The 23734-nt window shown below is 72.0% G+C and carries 22 protein-coding genes and 1 tRNA gene; 17 read left to right on the top strand and 6 right to left on the bottom strand.

What is annotated here, in order from left to right; genetic code table 11:
- The first annotated feature begins 158 nt into the window (after positions 1-158).
- On the top strand, positions 159-1751 hold the full coding sequence (locus tag KLI87_RS15435) for a M20/M25/M40 family metallo-hydrolase (protein ID WP_214617643.1): 1593 nt from the start codon (positions 159-161) through the stop codon (positions 1749-1751).
- A 15-nt stretch (positions 1752-1766) separates the two neighbouring features.
- Here KLI87_RS15435 and KLI87_RS15440 read toward each other — a convergent pair whose 3' ends face one another.
- Positions 1767-2384, bottom strand: coding sequence for a putative glycolipid-binding domain-containing protein (locus tag KLI87_RS15440; protein WP_214617644.1), 618 nt, complete (start codon positions 2382-2384; stop codon positions 1767-1769).
- 93 nt (positions 2385-2477) lie between these two features.
- Between KLI87_RS15440 and dnaG the strand changes: the two genes are divergently transcribed.
- From dnaG to efeB, 5 genes are all read left to right on the top strand, one after another.
- A complete protein-coding gene (dnaG, locus tag KLI87_RS15445) occupies positions 2478-4505 on the top strand; it encodes a DNA primase (RefSeq protein WP_214617645.1) in 2028 nt (675 codons plus the stop codon).
- 71 nt (positions 4506-4576) lie between these two features.
- Positions 4577-5722, top strand: a complete 1146-nt coding sequence (gene rpoD, locus KLI87_RS15450) for an RNA polymerase sigma factor RpoD (protein ID WP_214618073.1) — start codon at positions 4577-4579, stop codon at positions 5720-5722.
- A 139-nt stretch (positions 5723-5861) separates the two neighbouring features.
- Positions 5862-6362, top strand: coding sequence for a YbjQ family protein (locus KLI87_RS15455; protein WP_214617646.1), 501 nt, complete (start codon positions 5862-5864; stop codon positions 6360-6362).
- Positions 6363-6518: 156 nt separating this feature from the next.
- Positions 6519-7682, top strand: a complete 1164-nt coding sequence (gene efeO, locus KLI87_RS15460) for an iron uptake system protein EfeO (protein ID WP_214617647.1) — start codon at positions 6519-6521, stop codon at positions 7680-7682.
- Positions 7679-8986 carry an iron uptake transporter deferrochelatase/peroxidase subunit gene (efeB, locus tag KLI87_RS15465; RefSeq protein ID WP_250903907.1) on the top strand — a complete coding sequence of 436 codons (1308 nt, stop codon included), beginning with the start codon at positions 7679-7681 and terminating at the stop codon, positions 8984-8986. Before efeO ends, efeB begins: the two co-directional genes overlap by 4 nt.
- 3 nt (positions 8987-8989) lie before the next feature.
- Here the strand turns inward: efeB and KLI87_RS15470 are convergent, their stop codons facing one another.
- The gene (locus KLI87_RS15470) at positions 8990-10234 is read right to left on the bottom strand and encodes a molecular chaperone DnaJ (protein ID WP_156219331.1); all 1245 of its coding nucleotides are present in this window, start codon (positions 10232-10234) and stop codon (positions 8990-8992) included.
- A 193-nt stretch (positions 10235-10427) separates the two neighbouring features.
- On the opposite strand from KLI87_RS15470, the gene KLI87_RS15475 reads away from it, so the two are divergent.
- The 10 genes from KLI87_RS15475 to KLI87_RS15520 all read left to right on the top strand — a co-directional run bounded on the left by KLI87_RS15475 (position 10428) and on the right by KLI87_RS15520 (position 20226).
- Positions 10428-11003 (top strand): TerD family protein, encoded by a 576-nt coding sequence (locus tag KLI87_RS15475; RefSeq protein WP_214617648.1) that lies wholly within the window; start codon positions 10428-10430, stop codon positions 11001-11003.
- A 156-nt stretch (positions 11004-11159) separates the two neighbouring features.
- Complete coding sequence (locus KLI87_RS15480; RefSeq protein WP_156219333.1) at positions 11160-11738, top strand: TerD family protein; 579 nt, start codon at positions 11160-11162, stop codon at positions 11736-11738.
- Between the two features lie 65 nt (positions 11739-11803).
- Positions 11804-12934 (top strand): DUF475 domain-containing protein, encoded by a 1131-nt coding sequence (locus KLI87_RS15485; protein ID WP_214617649.1) that lies wholly within the window; start codon positions 11804-11806, stop codon positions 12932-12934.
- 108 nt (positions 12935-13042) lie between these two features.
- Complete coding sequence (locus KLI87_RS15490) at positions 13043-13621, top strand: TerD family protein (RefSeq protein ID WP_156219335.1); 579 nt, start codon at positions 13043-13045, stop codon at positions 13619-13621.
- 240 nt (positions 13622-13861) lie between these two features.
- A complete protein-coding gene (locus tag KLI87_RS15495) occupies positions 13862-15019 on the top strand; it encodes an HpcH/HpaI aldolase/citrate lyase family protein (protein ID WP_156219336.1) in 1158 nt (385 codons plus the stop codon).
- Positions 15016-16368: a phosphoribosyltransferase family protein gene (locus tag KLI87_RS15500; protein WP_214617650.1), complete on the top strand. Its 1353-nt coding sequence runs from the start codon at positions 15016-15018 to the stop codon at positions 16366-16368. The genes KLI87_RS15495 and KLI87_RS15500 overlap by 4 nt, the downstream gene beginning before the upstream one ends.
- Positions 16365-17504: a cysteine protease StiP family protein gene (locus tag KLI87_RS41525; RefSeq protein WP_173390888.1), complete on the top strand. Its 1140-nt coding sequence runs from the start codon at positions 16365-16367 to the stop codon at positions 17502-17504. Before KLI87_RS15500 ends, KLI87_RS41525 begins: the two co-directional genes overlap by 4 nt.
- Positions 17501-18307, top strand: coding sequence for an HAD family hydrolase (locus KLI87_RS15510; protein WP_214617651.1), 807 nt, complete (start codon positions 17501-17503; stop codon positions 18305-18307). Before KLI87_RS41525 ends, KLI87_RS15510 begins: the two co-directional genes overlap by 4 nt.
- 99 nt (positions 18308-18406) lie before the next feature.
- Positions 18407-19726, top strand: a complete 1320-nt coding sequence (locus KLI87_RS15515; RefSeq protein ID WP_214617652.1) for a hypothetical protein — start codon at positions 18407-18409, stop codon at positions 19724-19726.
- 17 nt (positions 19727-19743) lie between these two features.
- A complete protein-coding gene (locus KLI87_RS15520; RefSeq protein ID WP_214617653.1) occupies positions 19744-20226 on the top strand; it encodes a hypothetical protein in 483 nt (160 codons plus the stop codon).
- Here KLI87_RS15520 and KLI87_RS15525 read toward each other — a convergent pair.
- Entirely contained in the window at positions 20223-20501 is a 279-nt protein-coding gene (locus tag KLI87_RS15525; RefSeq protein ID WP_214617654.1) for a YtxH domain-containing protein, read from the bottom strand. The genes KLI87_RS15520 and KLI87_RS15525 overlap by 4 nt on opposite strands.
- 152 nt (positions 20502-20653) lie before the next feature.
- On the opposite strand from KLI87_RS15525, the gene KLI87_RS15530 reads away from it, so the two are divergent.
- Positions 20654-20726 (top strand) — tRNA-Asn (locus KLI87_RS15530).
- A 162-nt stretch (positions 20727-20888) separates the two neighbouring features.
- Here the strand turns inward: KLI87_RS15530 and KLI87_RS15535 are convergent.
- The 3 genes from KLI87_RS15535 to KLI87_RS15545 form a co-directional block, all read right to left on the bottom strand.
- Positions 20889-21980, bottom strand: coding sequence for a hypothetical protein (locus KLI87_RS15535; protein WP_214617655.1), 1092 nt, complete (start codon positions 21978-21980; stop codon positions 20889-20891).
- A gap of 175 nt (positions 21981-22155) precedes the next feature.
- Positions 22156-23232 carry a hypothetical protein gene (locus tag KLI87_RS15540; RefSeq protein ID WP_214617656.1) on the bottom strand — a complete coding sequence of 359 codons (1077 nt, stop codon included), beginning with the start codon at positions 23230-23232 and terminating at the stop codon, positions 22156-22158.
- Between the two features lie 32 nt (positions 23233-23264).
- Positions 23265-23714, bottom strand: a complete 450-nt coding sequence (locus KLI87_RS15545; protein WP_156219344.1) for a YbaB/EbfC family nucleoid-associated protein — start codon at positions 23712-23714, stop codon at positions 23265-23267.
- Positions 23715-23734: the final 20 nt, after the last annotated feature.

The following is a 23734-nucleotide window of genomic DNA, read 5'->3' on the forward strand; positions in this document are numbered from 1 at the left end:
TGCGGGTCCTCCTGGAGATCATCTCCCGTTCGTGCGAGGCTGCGTGGCAGGGCGGGGGCGGCGAACCGCGCGGGGGCTCCCTGACGGCTCGGCGCGGGCGCCGGGTTCCCGCCCGGCCCGTCCAGGGCCACCCGTCCAGGGTTCAGGAGGAGCTCTCCATGTCCGTCTCCCCACCGGCCGACTCCCACCACAGCGACGACCCCCCGTCCGGCGCGTCCCCGAGGTTCTCCCGGCGCGCCTTCCTGCACCACACCGGGGCGGGCGCCGTCCTGCTCGCGGGCGGCGCGCTCGCGGGCGGCACGGCCGCCGCCTCGACCGGCGGCCGCGCGGCGCCGGCGGCGGGCGCGAGCGCCGGGATCGCCCCGGCCGACCTCGACCCGCTCGCCCTGCTCAAGCGCATGCTGGCCTTCGACACGCAGAACTTCGGCGAGGGCGGCGTCACCCGCCCGCACGCGGAGATGCTGAAGTCCGTCTGGGAGTCGGCGGGGGTCTCCGCCGAGATCGTCCCGACGCCGAAGAAGGACAACGTCCACCTCATCGCCCGGATCAAGGGCACCACCGCGGCGCCCCCGCTGCTGCTGCTCGGCCACTCCGACGTCGTCCCTGTGGAACGTGACAAATGGTCCGTCGACCCGTTCGCCGGGGTGGTGAGGGACGGTGAGGTCTACGGGCGCGGGGCGCTCGACATGAAGGGCGCCAACGCCGCGTTCATCACCGCGCTCCTGCGCCACCTCAAGGAGGGCGGGCGGTTCGACCGGGACATCATCGTCCTCACCGACTGCGACGAGGAGTCCGGGCCGTACGGCTCCGGATGGCTCGCCCAGAACCACTGGGACAAGATCAACGCGGGCATGGTCCTCACGGAGGGCGGCTGGTTCCTCGCCCAGAAGGACCAGAGGACGCCCATGCTGATCACCGTCACCCGCCAGGACAAGGTCTACTTCAACCTCGACCTCGTCGCGAACGGCACCGCCACCCACTCCTCCAAGCCCAACCCGGACTCGGCCATCGCCAGGCTCTCGCGCGCGGTGGCCGCCGTCGACACCTGGCTGGCGCCGGTCGCGCTGACCCCCGTCACCCGCGAGTACTTCACCGCGCTGGCCAAGGCGACCCGTGACGCGCCGTTCCAGCGGGCGCTGCGGCTCCTGCTCTCGGCGCGCTCGCAGCACGCCCGGGAGCGGGCGGCGGCGCTGGTCGTCAAGCGCAGTTCCTATCCGTGGCTGCACAGCGCGCTGCTGCGCACGACGCACGCGTTCGTCATCGAGGACGCGGGCTACAAGGAGAACGTCATCCCCTCCACCGCCACGCTGCGCCTCAACTGCCGGGGCGTGCCGGGCGGGCAGCGTCCGCGCGAGTTCCTGGCCGAGTTCCGCAAGCGGCTCGCGGGCCGGGACGTGACCGTGAGGCTCGCGGGGAACCCCGGCGAGTCCGAGGAGGACGCGCTCAAGCGGCTGGACGCGACGTCCGCCAAGGCGCCCTCCAGCATCGACTCGCCGCTCTACACCGCGATCAGTGCCGCCGCCGCGAAGACCTACCCGGGCGCGGTGTTCGCGCCCGCGCTGTTCGAGGCGGGGACGAGCCTGGGGCCGTGGACGTCGCGGGGCGTGCCCGGCTACGGCGTCTACCCCTACGTCCTCGACAACGACCAGCTCGTCACGATGCACGGCAACGACGAGCGGATCTCCGTCGCCGCGCTCCAGCAGGGCACGGAGTTCATGTACCGGCTGTTCGACCGCTTCCGGGTCCGCTAGCGGCCGCCGCACGGCTCAGGGCCGTACGGCCCGGCCGATCGCGGGGTAGTCGACGACCAGGCCGTCCCGGTCGAAGACGATCTCCTCGGTGAACCCCGGGCTGGAGAAGCGGACCACGCTCCGGTCGCCGTCCCGGCGGAGGAAGGTGTACCTCTGCCGGGACGGCGTCACCACCAGGTCCGGGACCGACACCCACGCCATCAGGTACTCGACCGAGGCGGCGGGGCCCGGCACGCCGTCCAGCAGGCCGTCACGCAGCACCGGCATCGTGTTGGTGAGCGGCGACAGGCCGAGGTCGCAGTCCAGGGCGCCGCGCAGCACGGTCGCGTCCCCGCCCGGCGGCGGCATCGGCACGTGCCCCTCGGCGCGGGCCGTCACCTTCCACTCGCCCTCGGGCCGGTTGACCAGTTCCAGCCATCTGCGCCACGGGCCGGTGCGGGCGTCCACGCCCGTCGCCCGGACGGCCAGCCGCGCCGTCACGTACCGGTCGCCCGTCGTCAGCTCGTACTCCAGGCGGTAGGGGAGCGGGTCCCCGCCGACGGCCGTCCCGGTCGCGGCCATCCGACCCTGGCCCAGCTCGGCCTCCGCGAGTTCCGCGCCCTCCGGCTTCACCCACACCAGCGATCTCCTCATACTCTCCAGTATCCGGCCCGCGCGGGTGCGGGGCGGGCAGCGGGCGCGGTGTGATGCGCCGGATGTCGTGGCACCGCCGTAGACTCCTTCGTCGTGGCAGGCCGGATTCGCAATGAGGACATCGCGCTCGTTCGGGAGCGGTCGTCCATCGACGCCGTGATCGGCGAGTATCTCCAGCTGCGCAGCGCGGGCGGCGGCAACCTCAAGGGCCTGTGCCCCTTCCACGACGAGAAGTCGCCCTCGTTCAACGTGACGCCCTCGCGCGGCCTGTACTTCTGCTTCGGCTGCGAGGCCGGCGGCGACGTCATCAAGTTCGTCCAGGAGATCGAGCACCTGTCGTTCTCCGAGGCCGTCGAGCGGCTCGCGGCCCAGGCCGGCATCCAGCTCCGCTACGAGGACGGCGGCGGACGCGGCCCCCGGCAGGACACCGGGCAGCGCGCCCGGCTGCTGGAGGCGCACAAGGCCGCCGCCGAGTACTACGTGGAGCACCTGTCCTCGCCCGAGGGCGCGATCGGCCGCAAGTTCCTGTCCGAGCGGGGGTTCGAGGCGGCCGACGCGGCCCACTTCGGCGTCGGGTTCGCGCCGCGCGAGTGGGAGGGCCTCGTCCGGCACCTGCGCGCGCGGGGGTTCGCCGACCGCGACGTCATCGCGGGCGGGCTCGCCAAGGAGGGCAGGCGCGGCCCGATGGACCGGTTCCGCGGCCGGCTGATGTGGCCGATCCGCGACCTGAGCGGCGACGTCATCGGCTTCGGCGCGCGCCGCCTCTACGACGACGATGACGGCCCCAAGTACCTGAACACGCCCGAGTCGCCGCTGTTCCACAAGGGCTCGGTGCTGTACGGGGCCGACCTCGCCAAGAAGGAGATCGCCCGGCGGCGGCAGGCCGTGGTGGTCGAGGGCTACACCGACGTGATGGCCTGCCACCTGGCCGGCGTCAAGACCGCGATCGCCACGTCCGGCACGGCGTTCGGCGACGACCACATCAAGATCCTGCGCCGGCTCCTGATGGACCAGGACGAGTTCCGTGGTGAGGTGATCTTCACCTTCGACGGCGACTCGGCCGGGCAGAAGGCGGCGCTGCGCGCGTTCGCCGACGAGCAGAAGTTCGTCACGCAGACGTTCGTCGCCGTCCAGCCGGACGGGCTCGACCCCTGCGACCTGCGGATCCGGCACGGCGACGCGGCGGTGCGCGACCTGGTCGCCTCCCGGCTGCCGCTGTTTGAGTTCGCGGTGCGCAGCGCGATCGAGCAGCACGACCTCGACACCGCCGAGGGGCGGCTCGGCGCCCTGGACGCCGCCGCCCCCGTCGTCGCCTCCATCAAGGACCGCGCGCTCCGCCAGATGTACGCGGTCAGCCTCGACCGCTGGCTCGGGATCATGGACGAGCAGTTCGTGCTCGGCCGCGTCCGCGAACTCGCGGCGCGGCGCCAGAGCCAGGGCCGCGGCCGCGCCGCGAACGGGCGCCCCGGCGACCCCCGCTTCGGAGACGACCGGGCGGGCGGAGCGCGGGCCGGAGGAGGCCGGCCCGGGAACGGGCAGGCGGCGAACGGCCACGGCGCGGCGGGGCAGGCCGGAAACGGCCGCGGCGCGAACGGGCACGAGGGCGAGGAGAACGGCGGCGCGGCGGGCCGTCCCGGCTACGACCCGAACGACCCCGAGGTGCAGCGGGAGCGCGAGTTGCTGAAGCTCGCCGTGCAGCGTCCGGCGGCGCTCGGACCGGGATTCGACGAGGTCCCGGCGGAGGCGTTCCTCGCGCCGCCGCACGCGGCGGTGCGGACGGTGATCGCGGCGGCGGGCGGCGTGACGGCGGCGGGTGCGGTCGCCGAGTGGGTCGCGCTGCTGCTGGAGCAGGCCCCGAACACGCAGGTCAAGGATTTGATCACGATGCTGGGCGTCGAGCCGGTGCGGTCCGCCCATGAATCGGATGACCGTTATGCCGTCGAACTGCTGGCCCGAATACAGGAGCGCCAGCTCACCCGAATGATCGCGGACGTGAAGTCTAAACTCCAGCGGCTGAATCCGGACGAGGCGCCGGAGGAGTACGCCCGGCTCTTCGGCGATCTTGTCGCGCGTGAGCAGCAGCGACGGGTGTTGCGGGAACGGGGCCTTGGGGCACAGTAAGTCAAATGTCCGCAAAATAGGTCCTGTGATCTAGCCCGCATTTGACGCAAACTGTCTGCGTGGGCCCTTCGGTGCTGCCTAGCGAGGCGCCATCGGTTGATCAGGTGGCGGACCTCGTCGCACGCGGCAGAGAGCGCGGCGGTGTGACCGTCGATGACGTCGCTGCCGCGCTCGATCGCTCGGACTTGCCGGACGACTCCCTGGAAAGGGTCGTCCGGATGCTCGCAGAGCAGGGGGTGGAGGTCCTCGAATCTCAGCAGGAGACCGAGGACGTCGCGCGAGCGGATGAGGGAGACCTCGGCAAGCGGGCGCCGACCAGCGACCTGGTTCGGATCTACCTGAGAGAGATCGGTCGCGTACCGCTTCTCACGGCAGAAGATGAAGTAGAACTCGCGAAATCGATCGAGGCGGGGCTGTTCGCCGAGGAGAAGATGGCGCAGGTCGCGATCCTCTCCCGGGGCGAGCGCATCGACCTCGAACTGCTCGCCCGCGACGGAGTGCGGGCGAAGCAACGCCTGATCGAGGCCAACCTGCGGCTGGTGGTCTCGATCGCGAAACGCTATGTGGGCCGGGGAATGCTCTTCCTCGACCTCATCCAGGAGGGAAATCTCGGGCTGATCCGTGCGGTCGAGAAGTTCGACTACACGAAGGGGTTCAAGTTCTCCACCTACGCCACCTGGTGGATCCGGCAGGCGATCACCCGGGCGATCGCCGACCAGGCGCGGACCATCCGCATCCCGGTGCACATGGTGGAGACGATCAACAAGCTGGTCCGCGTGCAGCGCCAGCTCCACCAGGACCTCGGCCGCGAGCCGACCCCGGAGGAGATCGGCCTGGAGATGGGGCTCTCGCCCGTCCGGGTCGTGGAGATCCAGCGGATCGCGCAGGAGCCGGTGTCGCTCCAGTCGCCGATCGGCGAGGAGGACTCCGACCTCGGCGACTTCATCGAGGACGCGGACGCCGTCGTGCCGATCGAGGCGGCGGCGTTCATCCTGCTCCAGGACCAGCTGGAGGACATCCTCGGCACGCTGTCGGAACGGGAGCAGCGCATCATCCAGCTGCGCTTCGGCCTGACCGACGGGCACCCCCGCACGCTGGAGGAGGTCGGCAGGGAGTTCGGCGTCACGCGCGAGCGGATCCGCCAGATCGAGTCGAAGACCCTGGCGAAGCTGCGGCACCCCTCACGCGCGCAGATGCTCCGTGAGTACCTGGATTGAACCCCTGGCCGGGCGCCGGCTCGACGGTGGTCCTTCCGGCCGCCCGCCGGGAGGACCACGACGGTCGGTGCCGCGTGCCCGGGGGTGACGGCCGGGTGTCGCGGCCCCAACTGTCCGCCCGGTGGATTACCGTGGTCGCATGCTGATCGTGACGACTGACGGCGTGGCCGGATACGAGATCCGCAGCGTGCTCGGCGAGGTCCTGGGGACGGCCGTCCAGACCGATCAGGGCAGGGGCGGGCACGGGCAGCACGGGCAGCCCGGCAGCAGCGCGACGTTCCGGGTGACGGGCGAGCAGCCGTCGGCCGGGCTGGCGGCGGCGCGCCGCGAGGCGGTCGACCGGCTCGGCGAGGAGGCGCGCCGCAAGGGCGCGAACACGGTCGTCGGCATGCGCTTCGACACGGCCGCGGTCGGCGGCGGATACGAGGTGTGCGCCTACGGGACGGCCGTCTGGGCCGAACCCGCCGCGCAGGGCCGCGACCACATGCAGCAGATGCCGCAGCAGCAGCCCCCCTACCAGGGCCACCAGCAGGGCCACCAGCAGGGCCACCCGCAGTCTCCTCAGCAAGGGCACCAGCCGGGCGGCCCGCCGATGGCCGCGCGCAACCTGACGATGGGGCTGCACGACCGTCCCCGCTGACCCTCGCGTCCCAGCTCACGGCCCCGCCGTGATCGGCTCGGGGGTGGGATGACTCACTGTCGCGGGGGCGACTTGACGGACTGAGGTTAGCTTTGGCTAATTTAGGCGAGCCTAACCAATTTGCCCGCCCTGGAGCCCCCCATGCGTCCTGTCCCCGTGCGTAGTGCCCCGGTACGTCGCGTCCCGGCGCGCCGCGCCTCCGCGCTCGCCATCGCCGGTGTCGCCGCCGTGTCGATGTCCCTCCTTTCGGCGTGCGGCGGTGACGACGGCGAGGCCGAGGCGACCGACTCCATCGCCGTCACCGCCACCGACGACTCCTGCGAGGTGGCGAAGAAGGACCTCCCGGCGGGCAAGACGACCTTCAAGGTCTCCAACAAGGGGTCGAAGGTCAACGAGTTCGAGGTGCTCAAGCCCGACGGCAAGATCCTCGCCGAGCGCGAGAACATCGGCCCCGGCACCAAGGTCGACTTCGTCGTGAGCCTCCCGGCGGGCACCTACAAGCTGCTGTGCAGCGCGGGGCAGACCGGCAAGGGCCCCTCGCAGGACATCACGGTCAGCGGCCAGGCGAACGGGACCGGCGACCAGCGGCTCACCAAGGCCGCCGCCGACTACAAGGCCTACGTCATCGCCCAGGTCGACGACACGATCGCCAAGACGCGGCTGTTCGTGGACGCGGTGAAGAAGAACGACGTGGACAAGGCCAAGGAGCTGTACGCGCCGTCCCGGGTCGGCTGGGAGGCGATCGAGCCCGTCGCGGAGAAGTTCGGCGACATCGACCCGAAGGTCGACGCGCGCGAGGCCGACCTCAGCCCGGCGGAGAAGAAGGACTGGTCCGGCTGGCACCTGCTGGAGAAGGCGCTCTGGAAGGACGGCTCGGTCAAGGGCAAGGAGGAGTACGGCGACCGGCTGCTGGCCGACCTCGCCGTCCTGAAGGGGCGGCTGCCCGGCCTGACCCTCGACCCGGTCAACGACATGGCCGCCGGCGCCAAGGAGCTGCTGGACGAGGTCGCGACCGGCAAGGTCACCGGTGAGGAGGAGACCTTCAGCCACACCGACCTCGTCGACTTCAAGGCCAACGTGGACGGCGCGCGGAAGGTGTACGAGCTGCTCAAGCCGGTCGTCCAGGAGAAGGACGCGCAGCTCGCCAAGGACCTCGACGACAACTTCGGCGCGGTCGAGGCGCTGTTGGAGAAGTATGAGAAGGGCGACGGCTACGTCTCCTACGACAAGGTCGGCAAGGACGACCGCAAGAAGCTCGCCGACGCCGTGAACGCGCTCGGCGAGCCGCTCTCCAAGCTCGCGGGGGCGGTGGCGAAATGACCGGCGCCGGTCCCGGGGACCGTCCCGAGGGGCAGGACGCGGCGATGCCCGTGACCGAACCCGCGGACGGGTCCGCGGTGTCGCGGATGTCGCGGCGGCGGATGCTCGGGTTCGGCGGCGCGAGCCTGCTCGTCGGCGCCGCCGCCGGGGCCGGGCTCGACCGGGTCGCGGTCGCCGAGGAGGACGACGACCCGGCGGCCGGCGGCGCCGTCCCCTTCCACGGCGCCCACCAGGCGGGCATCGCCACCCCCGTCCAGGACCGGCTGCACTTCGCGGCGTTCGACGTGACCACCGGCGACCGCGCGAAGCTCGTCCGGATGCTGAAGGACTGGACGGCGGCCGCCGCCGCGATGACGGCGGGCCGCCCGGTCGGGCAGGGTGCGACCGGCGGGCCCGCGGTGGCGCCGCCCGACGACACCGGCGAGGCCGAGGGGCTGCCGCCGTCCCGGCTCACGCTGACGATCGGCTTCGGCCCCTCCCTGTTCGCCAAGGACGGCAAGGACCGGTTCGGGATCGGCGCGCGGCGCCCGCCCGCGCTCGTCGACCTGCCGCACTTCCCCGGCGACAACCTCGACCCCGCGCGCAGCGGCGGCGACATCGCCGTGCAGGCGTGCGCGGACGACCCGCAGGTCGCGGTGCACGCGATCCGGAACCTGGCGCGCATCGGGTTCGGGGTCGTCGCGGTCCGCTGGTCGCAGCTCGGGTTCGGCAAGACGTCCTCGACGACGCCGGACGCGCAGACCCCGCGCAACCTGTTCGGCTTCAAGGACGGCACCGAGAACATCGCCGGGACCGACGACGCCCTGCTCGGCAAGCACGTCTGGGCGTCCGGAGGCGACGGCTCCGACTGGATGGCGGGCGGCTCCTACCTCGTCGCGCGCCGCATCCGCATGCACATCGAGACATGGGACCGCACGTCCCTGCGCGAGCAGGAGGACGTCTTCGGCCGCAGCAAGGGCGAGGGGGCCCCGGCGGGCGCGCGCAAGGAGCGCGACGCGATCGTCCTGTCGCGGATGAAGCCCGACGCGCACGTCCGCCTCGCCCACCCCGACTCCAACGGCGGGACGCGCATCCTGCGGCGCGGCTACTCCTTCACCGACGGCTCCGACGGCCTGGGACGCCTGGAGGCGGGCCTGTTCTTCATCGCCTTCCAGCGCGACCCGCGCACGGGGTTCATCCGCGTGCAGCAGTCCCTGGCCGCGGACGCGATGAACGAGTACGTCCAGCACGTGGGCTCCGGCGTCTTCGCCTGCCCCCCGGGCGTCAAGGAAGGCGGCTACTGGGGCGAGACCCTGTTCGGATAGCCCCTAGGAACCCGCTCGTTCCGCGCGGATGCGGGTGACGACGTCACCGGCGGCGGTCTTGATGGCGTCCAGCTCCCGCAGGTAGGCCCAGTAGTCGGGGTGGGCTCCGGTGAGCGTCCCGGGGGCCCGCTCCAGCCGTTCGACGAGCGAGTCGAGGACGCGGGCGTGCCGCGGCGCGGCGCCGCCGGGCTGCGCCATGGCGAGGCGCTGCGCGTCGCGGACGGCGAACCGCACCGACTCCACCGGCGCCGCGGGGTCGGCGGCGACGGCCTCCAGCTCGGCGACGCGGCCCGTGACCTGCCCGGCGCGGCGGTCGGCGGCGTTCAGCTCGGTGCGCGCGGCGGTGAGCGCCTGCTGCGCCTGCTTCCACTCGGCGCGGGAGACGTGCGCGGACGCCTCGTTCAGCCGCTCGCGGGCCCGCGTGACCCCCGACTCGATGGCCTCGGGCGCGCCGCGCAGGTCCTGCCAGCACGCCTGCGAGTAGCCGCGCAGCAGCGTCTTCATCGCCCGCCTGACGGGCTCCATGCGGCCCGCGACGACGTCCACCCTGGTCCGCACGGACGCGAGCGAGTTGCGGACCTTCCCGGCCATCCGCGGCAGCTCCGCGGCGGCCTCCCGGGCGGCCTCGGCGATCGCGCGGGTCTCCTCGGCCGCGCGCAGCGCGCCGTCGAGGCCGAGCCCGCCGAGCCCCTGCGCGCCGAGCCGGGCCAGGCCCTGCTTCGCGCGGGCCAGCTCCGCCTCGGGGTCGGAGGCGTCCATCCCGGCCTCCCTGGCGGCGGCCACGGCGGCCTCGGCGGCGGCGACGGCGTCGCGGGCGGCGGCCAGGCGGGGCGGAAGCCGGTCGAGCGCGGCCTCCAGGCGCGCCATCCCCGGCGCGAGGCGCTCGGCGAACCCGTTCAGGTCGCGCGCGACCTGCTGCAACCGCTCGGTGGACGCGACGAACGCGCGCCGGGCGGCGTCGTACTCGGCGGCCGTCCGCTCCTGGTCGTCGAGGTCGTGGGCGTCCAGGACGGAGATGTAGGCCACCGAGGCGGCGTCGGCGGACTCGGCGAGCGCGGTGAACTCCCGCCGCGCCGGGGCCGCCGCGGCCGCGTCGAGGTCCTCGAAGACGGTGACCCGGCCGTCGAGGTACTTCTGCGCCTGGTCCATGTCGTAGAAGGCGGCGGCGGCCGCCTCGCGCGCCTCGATCGCGGCGGCCGCCGCCTGCGCGCCCCGGCCACGCCGCCGCTGGTCGCCCGGTCCCCGCAAGACCGCCCCCCTCCTTCGCCTCGTGCCCAGTCTGGCGCAGTCGGAGCGCTTTCGCGTACCCCGGCCCCGGCCGTGTGACGAGCCCCCCTGAGGTAATGCCTTCGCAACGTAGGGAACGGATAGCATCACTGCTACGTCGATATAGCGTGACGCCCGGGGCGTCCGATACGGCATGCGATCTTGGAGGAACACAGTGGGCGTCAGTCTCAGCAAGGGCGGCAATGTCTCGCTCACCAAGCAGGCACCGGGGCTGAGCGCGGTGACCGTCGGCCTCGGCTGGGACCTGCGGACCACGACCGGCACCGACTTCGACCTGGACGCCTCCGCCCTGGTGCTGGACGCCGCCGGGAAGATCCTCACCGACCAGCACTTCGTGTTCTTCAACAACCTGCGCACCCCGGACGGCGGCGTCGAGCACACCGGCGACAACACCACCGGCGAGGGCGAGGGCGACGACGAGCAGCTCAAGGTGAACTTCGGCGCGCTGCCCGCCACCGCCGAGCGGGTCGCGTTCGCGGTGTCGATCTACGACGCCGACACCCGCGGCCAGAACTTCGGGCAGGTCCGCAACGCCTACATCCGCGTCCTGAACCAGAGCGACGGGGCGGAGATGGCGCGCTACGACCTGTCCGAGGACGCCTCGATGGAGACCGCGATGGTCTTCGGCGAGCTGTACCGGTCGGGCGCGGAGTGGAAGTTCCGCGCCGTCGGCCAGGGCTACGCCTCGGGCCTGGCCGGGATCGCCACCGACTTCGGCGTCAACCTCTGACCCCGCGTCCGGCCGGGCCCGCGTCCGGGCGGGCCGTCCCGGACGCCCTTCGCATCCGCCCAGCATCCGTCCAGCACCCGTCCATCACCCGTCCATCACCGAACACACGATCCGATCGTCCTCACCGGACCCCACCACGGGAAGGGAGTGGCCCGAATGGGAGTCTCACTCGCCAAGGGCGGCAACGTCTCGCTGACGAAGGCCGCCCCGAACCTGAGCGCCGTGTCCGTCGGCCTCGGCTGGGACGTGCGCGCCACCACGGGCGCCGACTTCGACCTCGACGCCTCGGCGCTGATGCTCGACGCGTCCGGCAAGGTCATGTCCGACCAGCACTTCGTGTTCTTCAACAACCTGAAGAGCCCGGACGGGTCGGTCGAGCACACCGGCGACAACCTGACCGGTGAGGGGGAGGGCGACGACGAGTCGATCAACGTCGACCTCACCGGTGTCCCGGCCGAGTGCGAGCGGGTCGTGTTCCCGGTGTCGATCTACGACGCCGACAACCGGCAGCAGAACTTCGGCCAGGTCCGCAACGCGTTCATCCGCATCGTCAACCGCGCCGACGGCAACGAGCTCGCCCGCTTCGACCTCACCGAGGACGCCTCCACCGAGACGGCCATGGTGTTCGGCGAGCTCTACCGCCACAGCGGCGAATGGAAGTTCAGAGCCGTCGGCCAGGGGTATGCCTCGGGTCTCGCCGGCATCGCGATGGACTTCGGCGTCAACGTCGGCTGAGGGCCGGCCTTCCCCGCACGCCGGCCGGCCCGTCGCGGGCCGTCCTCCCTAGCAGAAATACGCGCATGATTCTTCGCACCTTCGGGTGGTCCTTCGTCGTCACGGTCGTGGGCCTGCTGATCGCCCTGCTGTACGGCAACGCCACAGGTCTCGCGCTGGTGGCCGTGCTGGCCGTCCTTGAGATCTCCCTCTCGTTCGACAACGCCGTGGTCAACGCCAAGGTCCTCGACCGGATGAGCGAGTTCTGGCAGAAGATCTTCCTGACCGTCGGCATCGCCATCGCCGTGTTCGGCATGCGGCTGGTGTTCCCGCTGCTCATCGTGGGGATCACCGCCAAGCTGAACCCCGTCGAGGCCGTCGACCTGGCGCTCAACGACTCGCACCGGTACCACGAGCTGATGAACGACGCCTACCCGATGATCGCGGCGTTCGGCGGCATGTTCCTGATGATGCTCTTCCTGGACTTCGTGTTCGAGGAGCGGGCCGAGAAGTGGCTGCCGTGGCTGGAGAAGCCGCTCGCCCGGATCGGCAAGCTGGACCAGCTCGCGGTGGTCGTCGCGGGCGGCTCGCTGGCGTTCGTGGCGTGGCTGTCGGCCGACGACCCGGGCAACGTCATGATCGCGGGTGTGCTCGGCATGGTGACCTACATCCTGGTCAACGGGCTGGGCGAGCTGTTCTCCGAGGCGGGCGACGACGAGGACGACGAGGACGGGGACGAGGACGGCGCGGAGGGCGCCGAGCGGGGCTCGTCCGGGCGGTCCGGGCCGAGTTCGCTGGCGCTCGCCACCGGCAAGGCGGGGTTCTTCCTGTTCCTCTACCTGGAGGTCCTGGACGCCTCGTTCAGCTTCGACGGCGTCATCGGCGCGTTCGCGATCAGCACCGACCCGATCATCATCGCGCTGGGCCTCGGCATCGGCGCCATGTACATCCGGTCGCTGACGGTGTTCCTCGTCCGCAAGGGCACCCTGCACGAGTACGTCTACCTGGAGCACGGCGCGCACTGGGCGATCGGCGCGCTGGCCGTCTGCATGCTGGTCAGCATCGGCCACCACGTCCCCGAGTGGATCACCGGTGGGCTCGGCGCGGGCCTGATCATCGCCGCGTTCGTGTCGTCGGTGGTCCGCAACCGGGGCGCGGGCGGCGGTCCGGCCGCCGAGGCCGGTGAGGACGAACGGCTCCACGCGGGCAAGGTCTGAGCGGCGGGGTCCGGCCGGCTCTGATCAGCCGGGTTTGATCAGCCGGGCCTTGCCGAAATGTTCTCACCCCGCGTTCATCCGTAGGAATCACCACCGAAGGAGCCGACGATGTCGATCTCGTTGCAGAAGGGGCAGAGGGTCTCCCTGGACAAGCCCGGCGGGGGCACGCTCACCCGGGTCAGGATGGGCCTCGGCTGGGACGCGGTCGCCAAGAAGGGCCGGTTCGGCAAGTCCAAGGCCCAGTCCATCGACCTGGACGCGTCCTGCCTGCTGTTCGACGGCAGCGGCAACCTCGCCGACCAGGTGTGGTTCCGCCAGCTCCGCAGCAAGGACGGCTCGGTCCTGCACACCGGCGACAACCTGACCGGCGCGGGCGAGGGCGACGACGAGGTCATCAACGTCGACCTCCAGGGCGTCCCCGCGAACGTCGTCCAACTGGTGTTCACGGTGAACTCCTTCACCGGCCAGGACTTCTCGCAGATCGAGAACGCGTTCTGCCGCCTGGTGGACGAGAGCACCGGGCAGGAGATCGCCCGCTACGACCTGAGCGGCGCGGGCGAGCACAACGCGCAGATCATGGCGAAGGTGTCGCGGGACGGGGCGGGCTGGTCGATGACGGCGATCGGCGCGACCGCGAACGGCCGCACGTTCCAGCACCTCCTCCCGGACGTGGCGCCGCACCTGTGACACCGGCCGTACCGCCGGTCTGAACGCGGGGGCGCGGGGTTCGGGGCCCACGGGGGATTCGTGACGGATGGTGACGGTATCGTCACGTGCCGTTCCAGTGGGGTCGATCCGCGCTTCCGCGCCCGGTGCCACCGGTGAATGCATGCCCTCGGCGTCTATTCTTGAAGGGTTCCGGGGGAGGGTCCGATAGGCGGCCGACGATCCGCGCGCAGCGGTCTGATCCTGAGGGGAACTTTGTGAATGCGGCATTTCGATCACGTTGACACCGCGCATCGCAAGCACCTCTTCTACCGGCATCCGCGGTGCTTCGACCGGCACGACGAGCCGGAGGTGCTCGCGGTCGCGCTGGGCGCGACGCTCTACTGCCCCGCGACGCGTCCCCTCCTCGCCGGCGACATCGAGAAGGCCGCGCGGCGGGGCGTGATGAGCATGGTCGTGTGCCTGGAGGACTCGGTCGCCGACGACGAGGTCCCGGCGGCCGAGGCCAACGCGGTGGCGCAGCTGCGGGAGCTGCGGCGCCGCGGCACCGAGCTGCCGCTGCTGTTCATCCGGATCCGCGAGCCGGGCCAGGTGGGCGACCTGATCGCCCGGCTCGGGGAGGCCGCGTCGCTGGTCACCGGGTTCGTCCTGCCGAAGTTCACGGGCGTGACGGGTGGAGCGTTCCTGGAGGCGCTGGAGGAGACGTCCGCGCGCACCGGGCTGCGGCTGCTGGCGATGCCGGTGATCGAGAGCCCGGAGGCGGTGTACAGCGAGACGCGCACCGAGCTGCTGAACGACGTGGCGCGGCTGCTCGCCAAGCACCGGGAGCGGATCCTCGCGGTGCGGCTCGGCGCCACCGACATGTCGGCGGCCTACGGGCTGCGCCGCCCGCCGGACCTGACGATCTACGACATCCGCCCGGTCGCGAGCGTGATCTGCGACGTCGTCAACGTCCTCGGCCGCGTGGACGGCAGCGGGTTCGTCGTGACGGGCCCGGTGTGGGAGTACTTCTCGGCGGGCGAGCGGATGTTCAAGCCGCAGCTGCGGCAGTCGCCGTTCGACCGGCAGCACGCCGCGCCGCTGCGGCAGCGGCTGATCACCTCCGACCTGGACGGGCTGATCCGCGAGGTGCACCTGGACAAGGCGAACGGCCTCACCGGCAAGACCGTGATCCATCCGAGCCATGTGGCGGCCGTGCACGCGCTGTCGGTCGTGACGCACGAGGAGTACAGCGACGCCGCCGACATCCTGGGCGTCGCCGGAGGGGGCGTCATGGCCAGCGCGTACGCGAACAAGATGAACGAGGCGAAGCCGCACCGCGCGTGGGCGGAGCGGCTGATGCTGCGCGCCCGGGTGTTCGGGGTCGCGGCCGAGGACGTCACGTTCGTCGAGCTGCTGGACGCGGCGGGCAGCCGGTGACCTGGCCGGGGGAGTGGGTCGCGGCCCGCCTGGACGTACGGCTGGCCGACGGCGCGGCGGCGGCCGGTGCGGGGCTGGCCGATCTGGCCGATCTGGTCGGGCTCGCGGTCCGGCGGAACCCGCGCCGGGCGCATCTGCTGGTGTCGGCCGTGCTGGGCAAGCACGTCCCGACCGACCCGCGCCTCGTCTACGGCGCGGGGCTCCTGCTGGGCGATCTCGTGCGCGCGCGGCTGCGCCCGGAGGAGCCCCGCGGCGGGACGTTCCTCACCGGCGCGCTCCGCGGCGTGGACGGCGCGGCCGCACGGCTCCGCGACGCCTTGCGGACGCCCGCCGCGCCCGTGGACGCCTTCGTGCTCGGCTACGCGGAAACGGCGACGGCGCTGGGGCATTCCGTCGCGGACGCTCTGGGCGGCGCCTACTACCTGCACTCCACGCGCCGTCCGGTCGGGGGCTTCTCCACCTACGGCGGGTTCGAGGAGGAGCACAGCCACGCCACGAGCCATCTGCTGCTGCCGGGCGACCCGTCCGCGCTGGACCGGGACGTGCCCGCCGTGCTGGTGGACGACGAGCTGTCCACGGGGCGGACCGTCCTCAACACGATCGAGGCGCTGCACGCCGTCCGCCCGCGCCGCCATTACGTGCTGGCCGCGCTGGTCGACCTGAGGGGCGAGGACGACCGCGCCCGCATGCGGGCGCTGGCCGACCGCCTGGGCGTGCGCATAGACGCCGTGGCGCTCGCCCACGGCCGTGTGGAACTGCCGGAGGGGGTTCTGGAGGCGGGGCAGGCGCTCGTGGCCGAACTGTCCACCCGGGCCTTGCCGGAGGCCGCCCCGGGCCGCTTCGACGTGACCCGCGTCTCCGCGCACTGGCCGCGCGGCCTGCCGGACGGCGGGCGGCACGGGTTCCTTCCCACCCACCGCGCGCACCTGGAGAAGGAACTGCCGCGCATGGGCGACGCCCTCAAGGGGCATCTCGGCGCCGCCGCCCGCGTGCTCGTGCTCGGCTTCGAGGAACTGATGTACGCGCCCCTGCGGCTGGCGGAGGCGCTCGCGGACGCGCTGCCGGGCGTGGACGTCCGGTACTCGACGACGAGCCGGTCGCCCGTCCTGGCCGTGGACGACCCGGGCTACGCGATCAGGACCCGGCTGGCCTTCCCCGCGCACGACGACCCCGCCGACGGCACACGGGAGCGCTACGCCTACAACGTGGACGCGTCCTTCGACACGATCGTGTTCGTCGTGGACGACGTCGGCGACACCGGCGACCTCGCCCAGGGCCTCCTGGAGATGCTGCGAGCGCTCGCCCCGGTGCTGCTGGTGACCGTCCCCTCCCAGCGGAGCACGCCGTGAACCTCCCCACGCCGCTCTACGGCCCGCACTTCGGCAGCTATCCGGCGGAGGACGTCGCGTGGCTGCTCAAGGACCTGTCCCACGCGCGCCTGGAGGCGCCCACCGAGGAACGCGAGGCGGCGATCCAGGCGGGCCGCGCGCACTACGCCGAGTCGCTGCCGGTGGAGTACCAGCCGGGCCCCGAGTACCGGCGGCTGTTCCAGCGGACGCTGGAGGAGTCGGCGGAGCGGCTCGCCTACGCGGCGGGCCTGGTCGGCGAGACGATCCTCGCCGAGCGCGGCCCGGACGCCGTCCTCGCCTCGCTGGCCCGCGCCGGGACGCCGGTCGGGATCCTCGTCCGCCGCTGGGCGCGGTTCGCCCACGGCCTCGACCTGCCGCACTACGCCGTCAGCATCGTCCGGGGGCGGGGCGTCGACACCGTCGCGCTGCGGTACCTGGCCGAGCACCACGACCCGTCCGCGGTCATGTTCGTGGACGGCTGGACGGGCAAGGGCGCCATCTCCCGCCAGCTCATCGCCGCGCTGTCCGAGGACGCCCCCTGCGGGGACGTCGCCGCCCGGTTCTCGCCGGACCTCGCCGTCCTGGCCGACCCGGGGCGGTGCACGCCCCTCTACGGGACCAGGGACGATTTCCTGATCCCGTCGGCGTGCCTGAACTCGACCGTGTCCGGTCTCGTCAGCCGGACGGTCCTGAACGACGAACTGATCGGCCCCGGTGACTTCCACGGGGCGAAGTTCTATGCGGACCTCGCCGCTGACGACGTCTCCGCCCATTTCCTCGACACCGTGTGCGCGCGCTTCGCGGACGTCGCCGAGCGGGTCGCGAAGGACTTCCCGGACCTGCGCGCATCCGACCGCGCCCCCGACTGGTCGGGGTGGGAGGCGGTCCGCAGGGTCGGCGCCGCCCACGGCGTGGACGACCTCAACCTCATCAAGCCGGGCGTGGGGGAGACCACCCGGGTGCTGCTGCGCCGCGTCCCCTGGAAGGTGCTCGCCCGCCCCGGCGCCGAGGCCGATCTGACGCATATCCGCGTCCTCGCGGAGGAACGCGGTGTGCCCGTCCTGGAAACGGACGACATCCCGTACGCGTGCGTGGGCCTGATCCACCCCAAGTTCGGCAAGGGAGCCGTCCAGTGACCGTCCTGGTGTGCGCGGACCTCGACCGCACGCTCATCTACTCCGCCGCCGCGTTCGCCCTGGAGGGGCCCGACGAGGCCATGCCGCGCCTGCTCTGCGTCGAGTTCTACCAGGGTGCCCCGCTCTCCTACGTCACGGAGACGGCCGCGCAGACCCTGGAGGCGCTCGCCAGGGCCGCCGCGTTCGTGCCCACGACGACGCGGACGCCCGAGCAGTACGGCCGCGTCCACCTGCTGGAGAAGCCGCCCGCCTACGCGATCTGCGCGAACGGCGGGCACCTGCTCGTGGACGGCCAGGACGACCCGTCCTGGTCGGCTGAGGTCCGCGCCCGGGTCGGCTCCGGATGCGCGCCGCTCGCCGAGGTCCAGGACCACCTGGTCCGCGTGGGCGGCGACTTCGTCCTGAAGCGCCGCACCGCCTCCGGCCTGTTCGCCTACCTGGTCGTCGACCGCGCCGCGCTCCCCGCCGGCTGGGTCGAGGACCTCACCGGCTGGTGCGCCGAACGCGGCTGGCGCACGTCCCTCCAGGGGCGCAAGGTCTACTGCCTGCCCGCGTCGCTGACCAAGTCGGCCGCCGCCGCCGAGGTCGCCCGCCGCACCGGCGCGTCCCGCATGCTCGCCGCCGGGGACTCGCTGCTGGACGCCGAACTGCTCGCCGCGGCCGCCGCGTCCGTCCGTCCCGCGCACGGCGAACTGCACGACACCGGCTGGACGTCGCCGACCGCCGCCGTCACCGCGTCCCGCGGGATCCGCGCGGGCGAGGAGATCGCCGCCCGGCTCCTCGACCTCGTCGCGTCGGAATAATCACAACAAATAGGACAATCGGCGCCAGGGGCTCGTCGTGGGCCGCTTCCCCGGTCACAATCACGGTGAGGATCCGAGCGGGGAGGTCACCCTGAGCGCATGAGCCCCCGACTCACCGGCGACGAGACCGCGCTGTGGCAGGCCGCGGCCCGCGTGCTGGACGCCAACTGGACCGGTGCCGCCACCGCCGCGTCCCCCGGCCTCTACCCGCACCAGTGGAGCCTCGACTCCGCCTTCGTGAGCATGGGCCTGGCCCGCCACCGCCCCGCCCGCGCCGAGGCCGAGCTGCTGTCGCTGTTCCGGGGCCAGTGGGCGGACGGGATGCTCCCGCACCTCGTCTTCAACCCCACCCTCGCCCGGCGCGCGTTCTTCCCCGGGCCCGACCTGTGGCGCAGCGAGGACCAGCCGGGCGCGCCCCGGGGCGTGCACACCTCCGGCCTCACCCCGCCCCCGCTGCACGCCCTCGCCGCGCTCCGCCTGTACGAGTGCGCCGCCGACGGGGACGCCGGCCGCGCGTTCCTCGCCCGCCTCTACCCGATGCTCGTCGCCCAGCACCGCTACCTGGCCCGCCACCGCGACCTCGGCTCCGGCGGCCTCATCGCGATCTGCCACCCCTGGGAGTCGGGCCAGGACAACAGCCCCGCCTGGGACCGGCCCCTCGCCGCGCTCCAGCTCCCGCCCACCGCCTACGCGCCCGCCCGCGTCCCCCGCGCCCACCCCACCGGCGAGGACCACGACCGCTACGTCCGCCTCGTCACCCTCATGCGCGACGCCGGATACCGGCCCGGCTACCTCCGCGACGCGCACCCGTTCGCCGTCGAGGACCCCCTGGTCAACGCCACCTACCTCGCCTCGACCCACGCCCTCGCCGAACTCGCGGCGCTCGTCGGCGCCGACCCCGCCCCCCACCGCGACGGCGCGCAGCGCATCCACGACGCCCTCCTCGACCGGCTCTGGGACGCCGAGACCGGCTGCTTCCGGGGCCGCGACCTGCGCGACGGCCGCCTGCTGCCCGTCATCACCGCGGGCTCGTTCGGCCCCCTGCTGGACCCGGGGCTGCCGTCCCCGATCGTGCGCAGCCTCGTCGACCTGCTCCTGTCGGCCCGCTTCGCCGGGGCCGCCGGATACCCCGTCCCCACCTGCGACATCCAGGCCCCCGCCTTCGACCGCGGCGGCTACTGGCGCGGCCCCACCTGGGTGAGCACGAACTGGCTGCTGTGGTACGGCTCCCTCGGCCACGGCCTGCCGGTGATCGCCGACCTGCTGTACGGGTCGACGATGCGCCTCGTCCGCCAGTCCGGCTTCCGCGAGTTCTTCGACCCCTTCGACGGGACCGGCCGCGGCTCCCACGACCACTCCTGGTCGGCCGCCCTCGTCCTGGACCTCCTCGGCGCCCGGCACGCCCCCCAGGCCGTCTGATCGCCTACGGTTGGGGCATGCGCCTACTCCGAGGCCGGGTGCCCGCCGGCGTCACCCTGGAACGCGGCGAACGCGTCCTCGCCTCCGCCGCCACCCGGGGCGGCTCCCACGTCGCGGCCACCACCACGGCCCTGCACGTCCCGACCCCCGAGGGCGGCTTCACCCGCGTCCCGTGGGAGCGCGTCGACCACGCCTCCTGGAAGGACGGCTGGCTCCACGTCCAGGAGACCTCGGGGGGCGCCGAGCACCACGTCCGCCTGACCGACCCGGGCTCGGTCCCCGAGACCGTCCGCGAACGCGTCACCGCGACCGTCGCCGTCAGCCACCAGGCGCGGCTCCCCGGCGGCGGCAAGGTCCGCATCGCCGGCCGCCGCCCCGCCACCGGCGGCGACGTCCGCTGGTCCTTCGTCTTCGAGGCGGGCCTCGACCCGGAGGACCCGGGCCTGCGCGCCCAGGCCGAGCAGATCCTGGAGGACCTGCGCCGCCAGACCGGCCTCTAACCGGGCCGGACCGACGGCTCCTCGGCCTCCTCGGCATCCTGCCCGCCCTGATGCGGCACGCGCTCCTTCGCCGACGAGGCGATGCTCCCGGCCTTGCCCTTCGCCGCCTCGGCGACCTCGCCGCCCTTCAACCGCAGCCGCTCCGTCGCGTCCTGCACGCTCGGGTTCTCCGACACCTGCCGCGACCACCGCTTGAGCTGCTCGAACCGCTCCCGCCCGGCCCGCGTCCCGAGGACGTAGCCGACCGCGGCGCCCGCGATGAACGTGTACTTCATGTCAACTCCCAGGTTCCTGCGGGTAACGTGCCCCGACCCCTACCCACGATCGGCCCCTCCACCCGCCCACCCGGAAACGCGTGCGCGAACAGCCCCGGACATGCGCTAACCTAGACCCGCCGCCGGGGCCCCGCCCCGACCCGGCATCACGATCCCGCGTAGCTCAATCGGCAGAGCAGCCGGCTGTTAACCGGCAGGTTATTGGTTCGAGTCCAATCGCGGGAGCAAGAACATGCTCCCATGTCGCAGGTCAGGCCCCGTCCACAAACCCGGACCGGGGCCTTTCTCATCCCCACCTGACTAACTGGCTGACCAGGTCGGTCTTGGGAGCGGAAGAGGGTTCGCTGTGGCCAGGTGGGAGAGGGCGTCCCGAGGCCGGGTGCGGGGTCACTGCTTCCAGCGGACCGCGAACTTCTGACCGGTCACGGTGGACGCCTCGCCCACCACCCCGTCCGTGCTGTTGACCGCCGTCGCCTCGCTCTGCTTGCCGAGCGGCAGTTGGGGCAGTGGCGCTATGTGCCAACCGGTCTTGTCCTGTTTCCACAGGACCGCCTGGTTGTCGCCGGGCGTGCTCGTCGTCGAGGCGCCGACGATGGTGCCCGTGGCGTTGACGCCGTTCGCGAGGCTTTGGCCGCCGGCGCCGGTCAGCGTGCCGAGGTCGGTGGGCGTGGCGGCGCCACGGGCCCACAGGGCCGCGTGGATGGGATAGATGTTGGGAACATTGCGGTCGGACTGCGAATAGCCGACGATCAATCCCTTGTCGCTGACGCCCTCCGCGCTGCTGTGCGGGCCGCCGCCGGGCAGTGGCGGAAGCGCGACGAGCTTGGTGCTTCCCGCGGCCCAGGTGACGGCCTGGTAGTCGCGCCCCTGAGATCCCTCGAAGGTGGTCCCGGCCACGACGCCGCTCTTGTTGATCGCGGCGGCGGTGGTCGAGCCCAGCGGGGAGGTCGTACCGAGGTCGGAAACGGGGCCTCCCGGCTTCCATCTCACCGCGTGGAAGACCCCGGCCTGGATCGGCGTGTAGCCGACCACGGCCCCGGTGTCGTTGATCGCCGCGGCGTAGCCGCCGGAGCGGCCTGGGAGGGTGCCGAGATCGGTGATGGCTCCGTTCGGAGCCCAGCGCACGGCGCGGTCGGTGCCGTTGGCGGTGTTCGCGTAGCCGACGATTTCGCCGCGGTTGTTGATTCCGTGGGCGTAGCTGTAGGTGCCGCCGGGGAGGAGACCGAGGTCGGTTATGCCTCCGGTGGGGTTCCAGCGGACCGCGTGATAAGTGCCTTTGGCCGTGTTGCTGTAACCGGCGATGACACCTTGGTCGTTGACGGCGGTCGCGCGGCTGGTGTTGCCACCTGGAAGTACGCCGAGGTTCACGATGGCCCATTTGGGCAAGGGGGCCGCGTTCGCCGGTGGTTCGATCGTCGCCGTCGCGACGGCGACGAATCCAACCAGGAATACGCTTTTCGATCTTAAGAGATCTCCCATGCGGTCATTACACCGCCGACCGCACTATTTCACAAGCAGGGGATTTCGGCGGCGGTCGCCTTTGAAGGCGCGCAGGACGCTTTGGATCGGGCCCGTCCGATGGGGAAGGACGGGCCGAAACCATCCCGCGCCTACGCGCCCTCGCAGCCTCGGCGAATACCGGATCGCTCCGCCGCTACGGCTGGCGGACCTGGCCGCCGGTCCAGTTCCAGTTCATCTTGTTGACGTCGGAGAAGTTCGTGGTGAGGCCGTCCTCGTTGATGCGGTTCGGTTGGAAGGCCTGCTCGCGGCCGAACCACATCGAGCCGATGTCGCTCAGCTTGCTGGCGGCGAGGGCGAGGATCGCGGCCAGGGCGCCGGCGGTGCCGATGGACAGGAGGGTGGCGACGGCCTTCTTCGCCGCTTCGGCCGCGGGTTTGAGGGGCGGGTAGAAGGACGCGATGAAGGCGGTGATGAGCGCGGCGAGGCAGGCCATGACGTAGACGAAGAAGACGCTCTGGACGAGGTTGAGGTCCTCCTTCATGCCGCGGAGCTTCTCGTGGGTGGTGCCGACGCGGCTCTTCGTCTCGTCCAGCTCACTGAAGAAGGTGAGGCTCATGAAGTTCTCGAAGCTGGCCTTGGAGTTGTCGGCGCCCTCGGTCTTCCACCTCGTCGGCCCCAGCTGGTTCTTGGTGATGGTCTCCACCGTGGTCTTGGTCGCGCCGAGCTGCTTCTCGATCTGGACCCAGGCCTCCGCGACCTTGTTGAGGTTGTCGTCGTCGGGCTTGAAGAGCCGCCACATGCCGAGCGAGATGAGACACAGCTTGTCGACCGCGCTGCAACTGGAGAGCCCGATGTAGATGGCGAGCGCGCGGATGACGAGCATGGGGCCGCCGGGGACGGCCATCGCCCAGCCCTCGGGGGTGCCGACGTCGCTGCCCACCGGCTTCACCGGGGCGTAGGGGATCGCCTGGGCGCCCGCCTGGATCGTGCTGGCGGCGTTGGCCTTGCCGTAGTTCTTCGCGACGGTGGCGAGCCCGTCGGCGAGCTTCTGGATCGTGTCGAGGCCGCTCTTGATGTTGCCCTGCATCTCGTGGCGCATGCCGTTGTAGGTCGAGATCGCGGGGATGCCGACGATGCCCAGCGCGGTCATGCCGAGCTCGGTGTCGCTGTCGACGTACTTCTTCGCCGCGGCCATGTGCGCGCGGGGCAGGTCGTTCATCGCCTGGGCGCCCGCGTAGATCGAGTTCTCGTCGAAATGAAGGTTTGCCATGCCGGCCTCCGGGGGTGTGGGTGGGGAGCGGGTCAGAAGAGTCGCTTGAGCTTGTCCAGCTGGGCCATCATTTCCCTGACCGGGTCGGGGGCGGCGCTGATCGCCCGCGCCACCTCCTCCGGGCTGTCGACCAGTCCCGCCTCGGCGGCCCGGTCCTCCGCGATCTTCGCGAACATCTCGCTGCCCTCGGTCGCCGGCGCGATGATCTCCTGGATCTGCTTCTGCATCGCGTCGTAGGCGATGGTGTAGGCGGCGGTGATGGACTCCGTGAGCGTCTGGGAGTCACCGCGCATGGCCCGGGGGTTGATCTCCAGGCTCTCCAGCTTCCCCGTCGAGTCGACGACGACCTTGACGAAGCGGTCGGCGGACTCGCCCTCGCCCTTGACGGCGGCCACCCGCTCGGGGATGTCCATGGCCAGGTTCAGTTGTTCAGTGAGCTTGCTCAGTTCCCGGTCGAATTCCGGGAAACCGGTTGCTCCCATGGTCGCTCTCCATCCAGTCT

Origin of the sequence: Actinomadura sp. NEAU-AAG7 (assembly GCF_018603865.1) — a bacterium.
GTDB lineage: Bacteria > Actinomycetota > Actinomycetes > Streptosporangiales > Streptosporangiaceae > Spirillospora > Spirillospora litoris.

Coding starts and splice junctions, on each gene's coding strand:
- KLI87_RS15435 (WP_214617643.1), top strand. CDS start 159: ATGTCCGTCTCCCCACCGGCCGACTCCCACCACAGCGACGACCCCCCG.
- KLI87_RS15440 (WP_214617644.1), bottom strand. CDS start 2,384: ATGAGGAGATCGCTGGTGTGGGTGAAGCCGGAGGGCGCGGAACTCGCG.
- KLI87_RS15455 (WP_214617646.1), top strand. CDS start 5,862: ATGCTGATCGTGACGACTGACGGCGTGGCCGGATACGAGATCCGCAGC.
- efeB (WP_250903907.1), top strand. CDS start 7,679: ATGACCGGCGCCGGTCCCGGGGACCGTCCCGAGGGGCAGGACGCGGCG.
- KLI87_RS15480 (WP_156219333.1), top strand. CDS start 11,160: ATGGGAGTCTCACTCGCCAAGGGCGGCAACGTCTCGCTGACGAAGGCC.
- KLI87_RS15485 (WP_214617649.1), top strand. CDS start 11,804: ATGATTCTTCGCACCTTCGGGTGGTCCTTCGTCGTCACGGTCGTGGGC.
- KLI87_RS15490 (WP_156219335.1), top strand. CDS start 13,043: ATGTCGATCTCGTTGCAGAAGGGGCAGAGGGTCTCCCTGGACAAGCCC.
- KLI87_RS15495 (WP_156219336.1), top strand. CDS start 13,862: ATGCGGCATTTCGATCACGTTGACACCGCGCATCGCAAGCACCTCTTC.
- KLI87_RS15515 (WP_214617652.1), top strand. CDS start 18,407: ATGAGCCCCCGACTCACCGGCGACGAGACCGCGCTGTGGCAGGCCGCG.
- KLI87_RS15520 (WP_214617653.1), top strand. CDS start 19,744: ATGCGCCTACTCCGAGGCCGGGTGCCCGCCGGCGTCACCCTGGAACGC.
- KLI87_RS15525 (WP_214617654.1), bottom strand. CDS start 20,501: ATGAAGTACACGTTCATCGCGGGCGCCGCGGTCGGCTACGTCCTCGGG.
- KLI87_RS15535 (WP_214617655.1), bottom strand. CDS start 21,980: ATGGGAGATCTCTTAAGATCGAAAAGCGTATTCCTGGTTGGATTCGTC.
- KLI87_RS15540 (WP_214617656.1), bottom strand. CDS start 23,232: ATGGCAAACCTTCATTTCGACGAGAACTCGATCTACGCGGGCGCCCAG.
- KLI87_RS15545 (WP_156219344.1), bottom strand. CDS start 23,714: ATGGGAGCAACCGGTTTCCCGGAATTCGACCGGGAACTGAGCAAGCTC.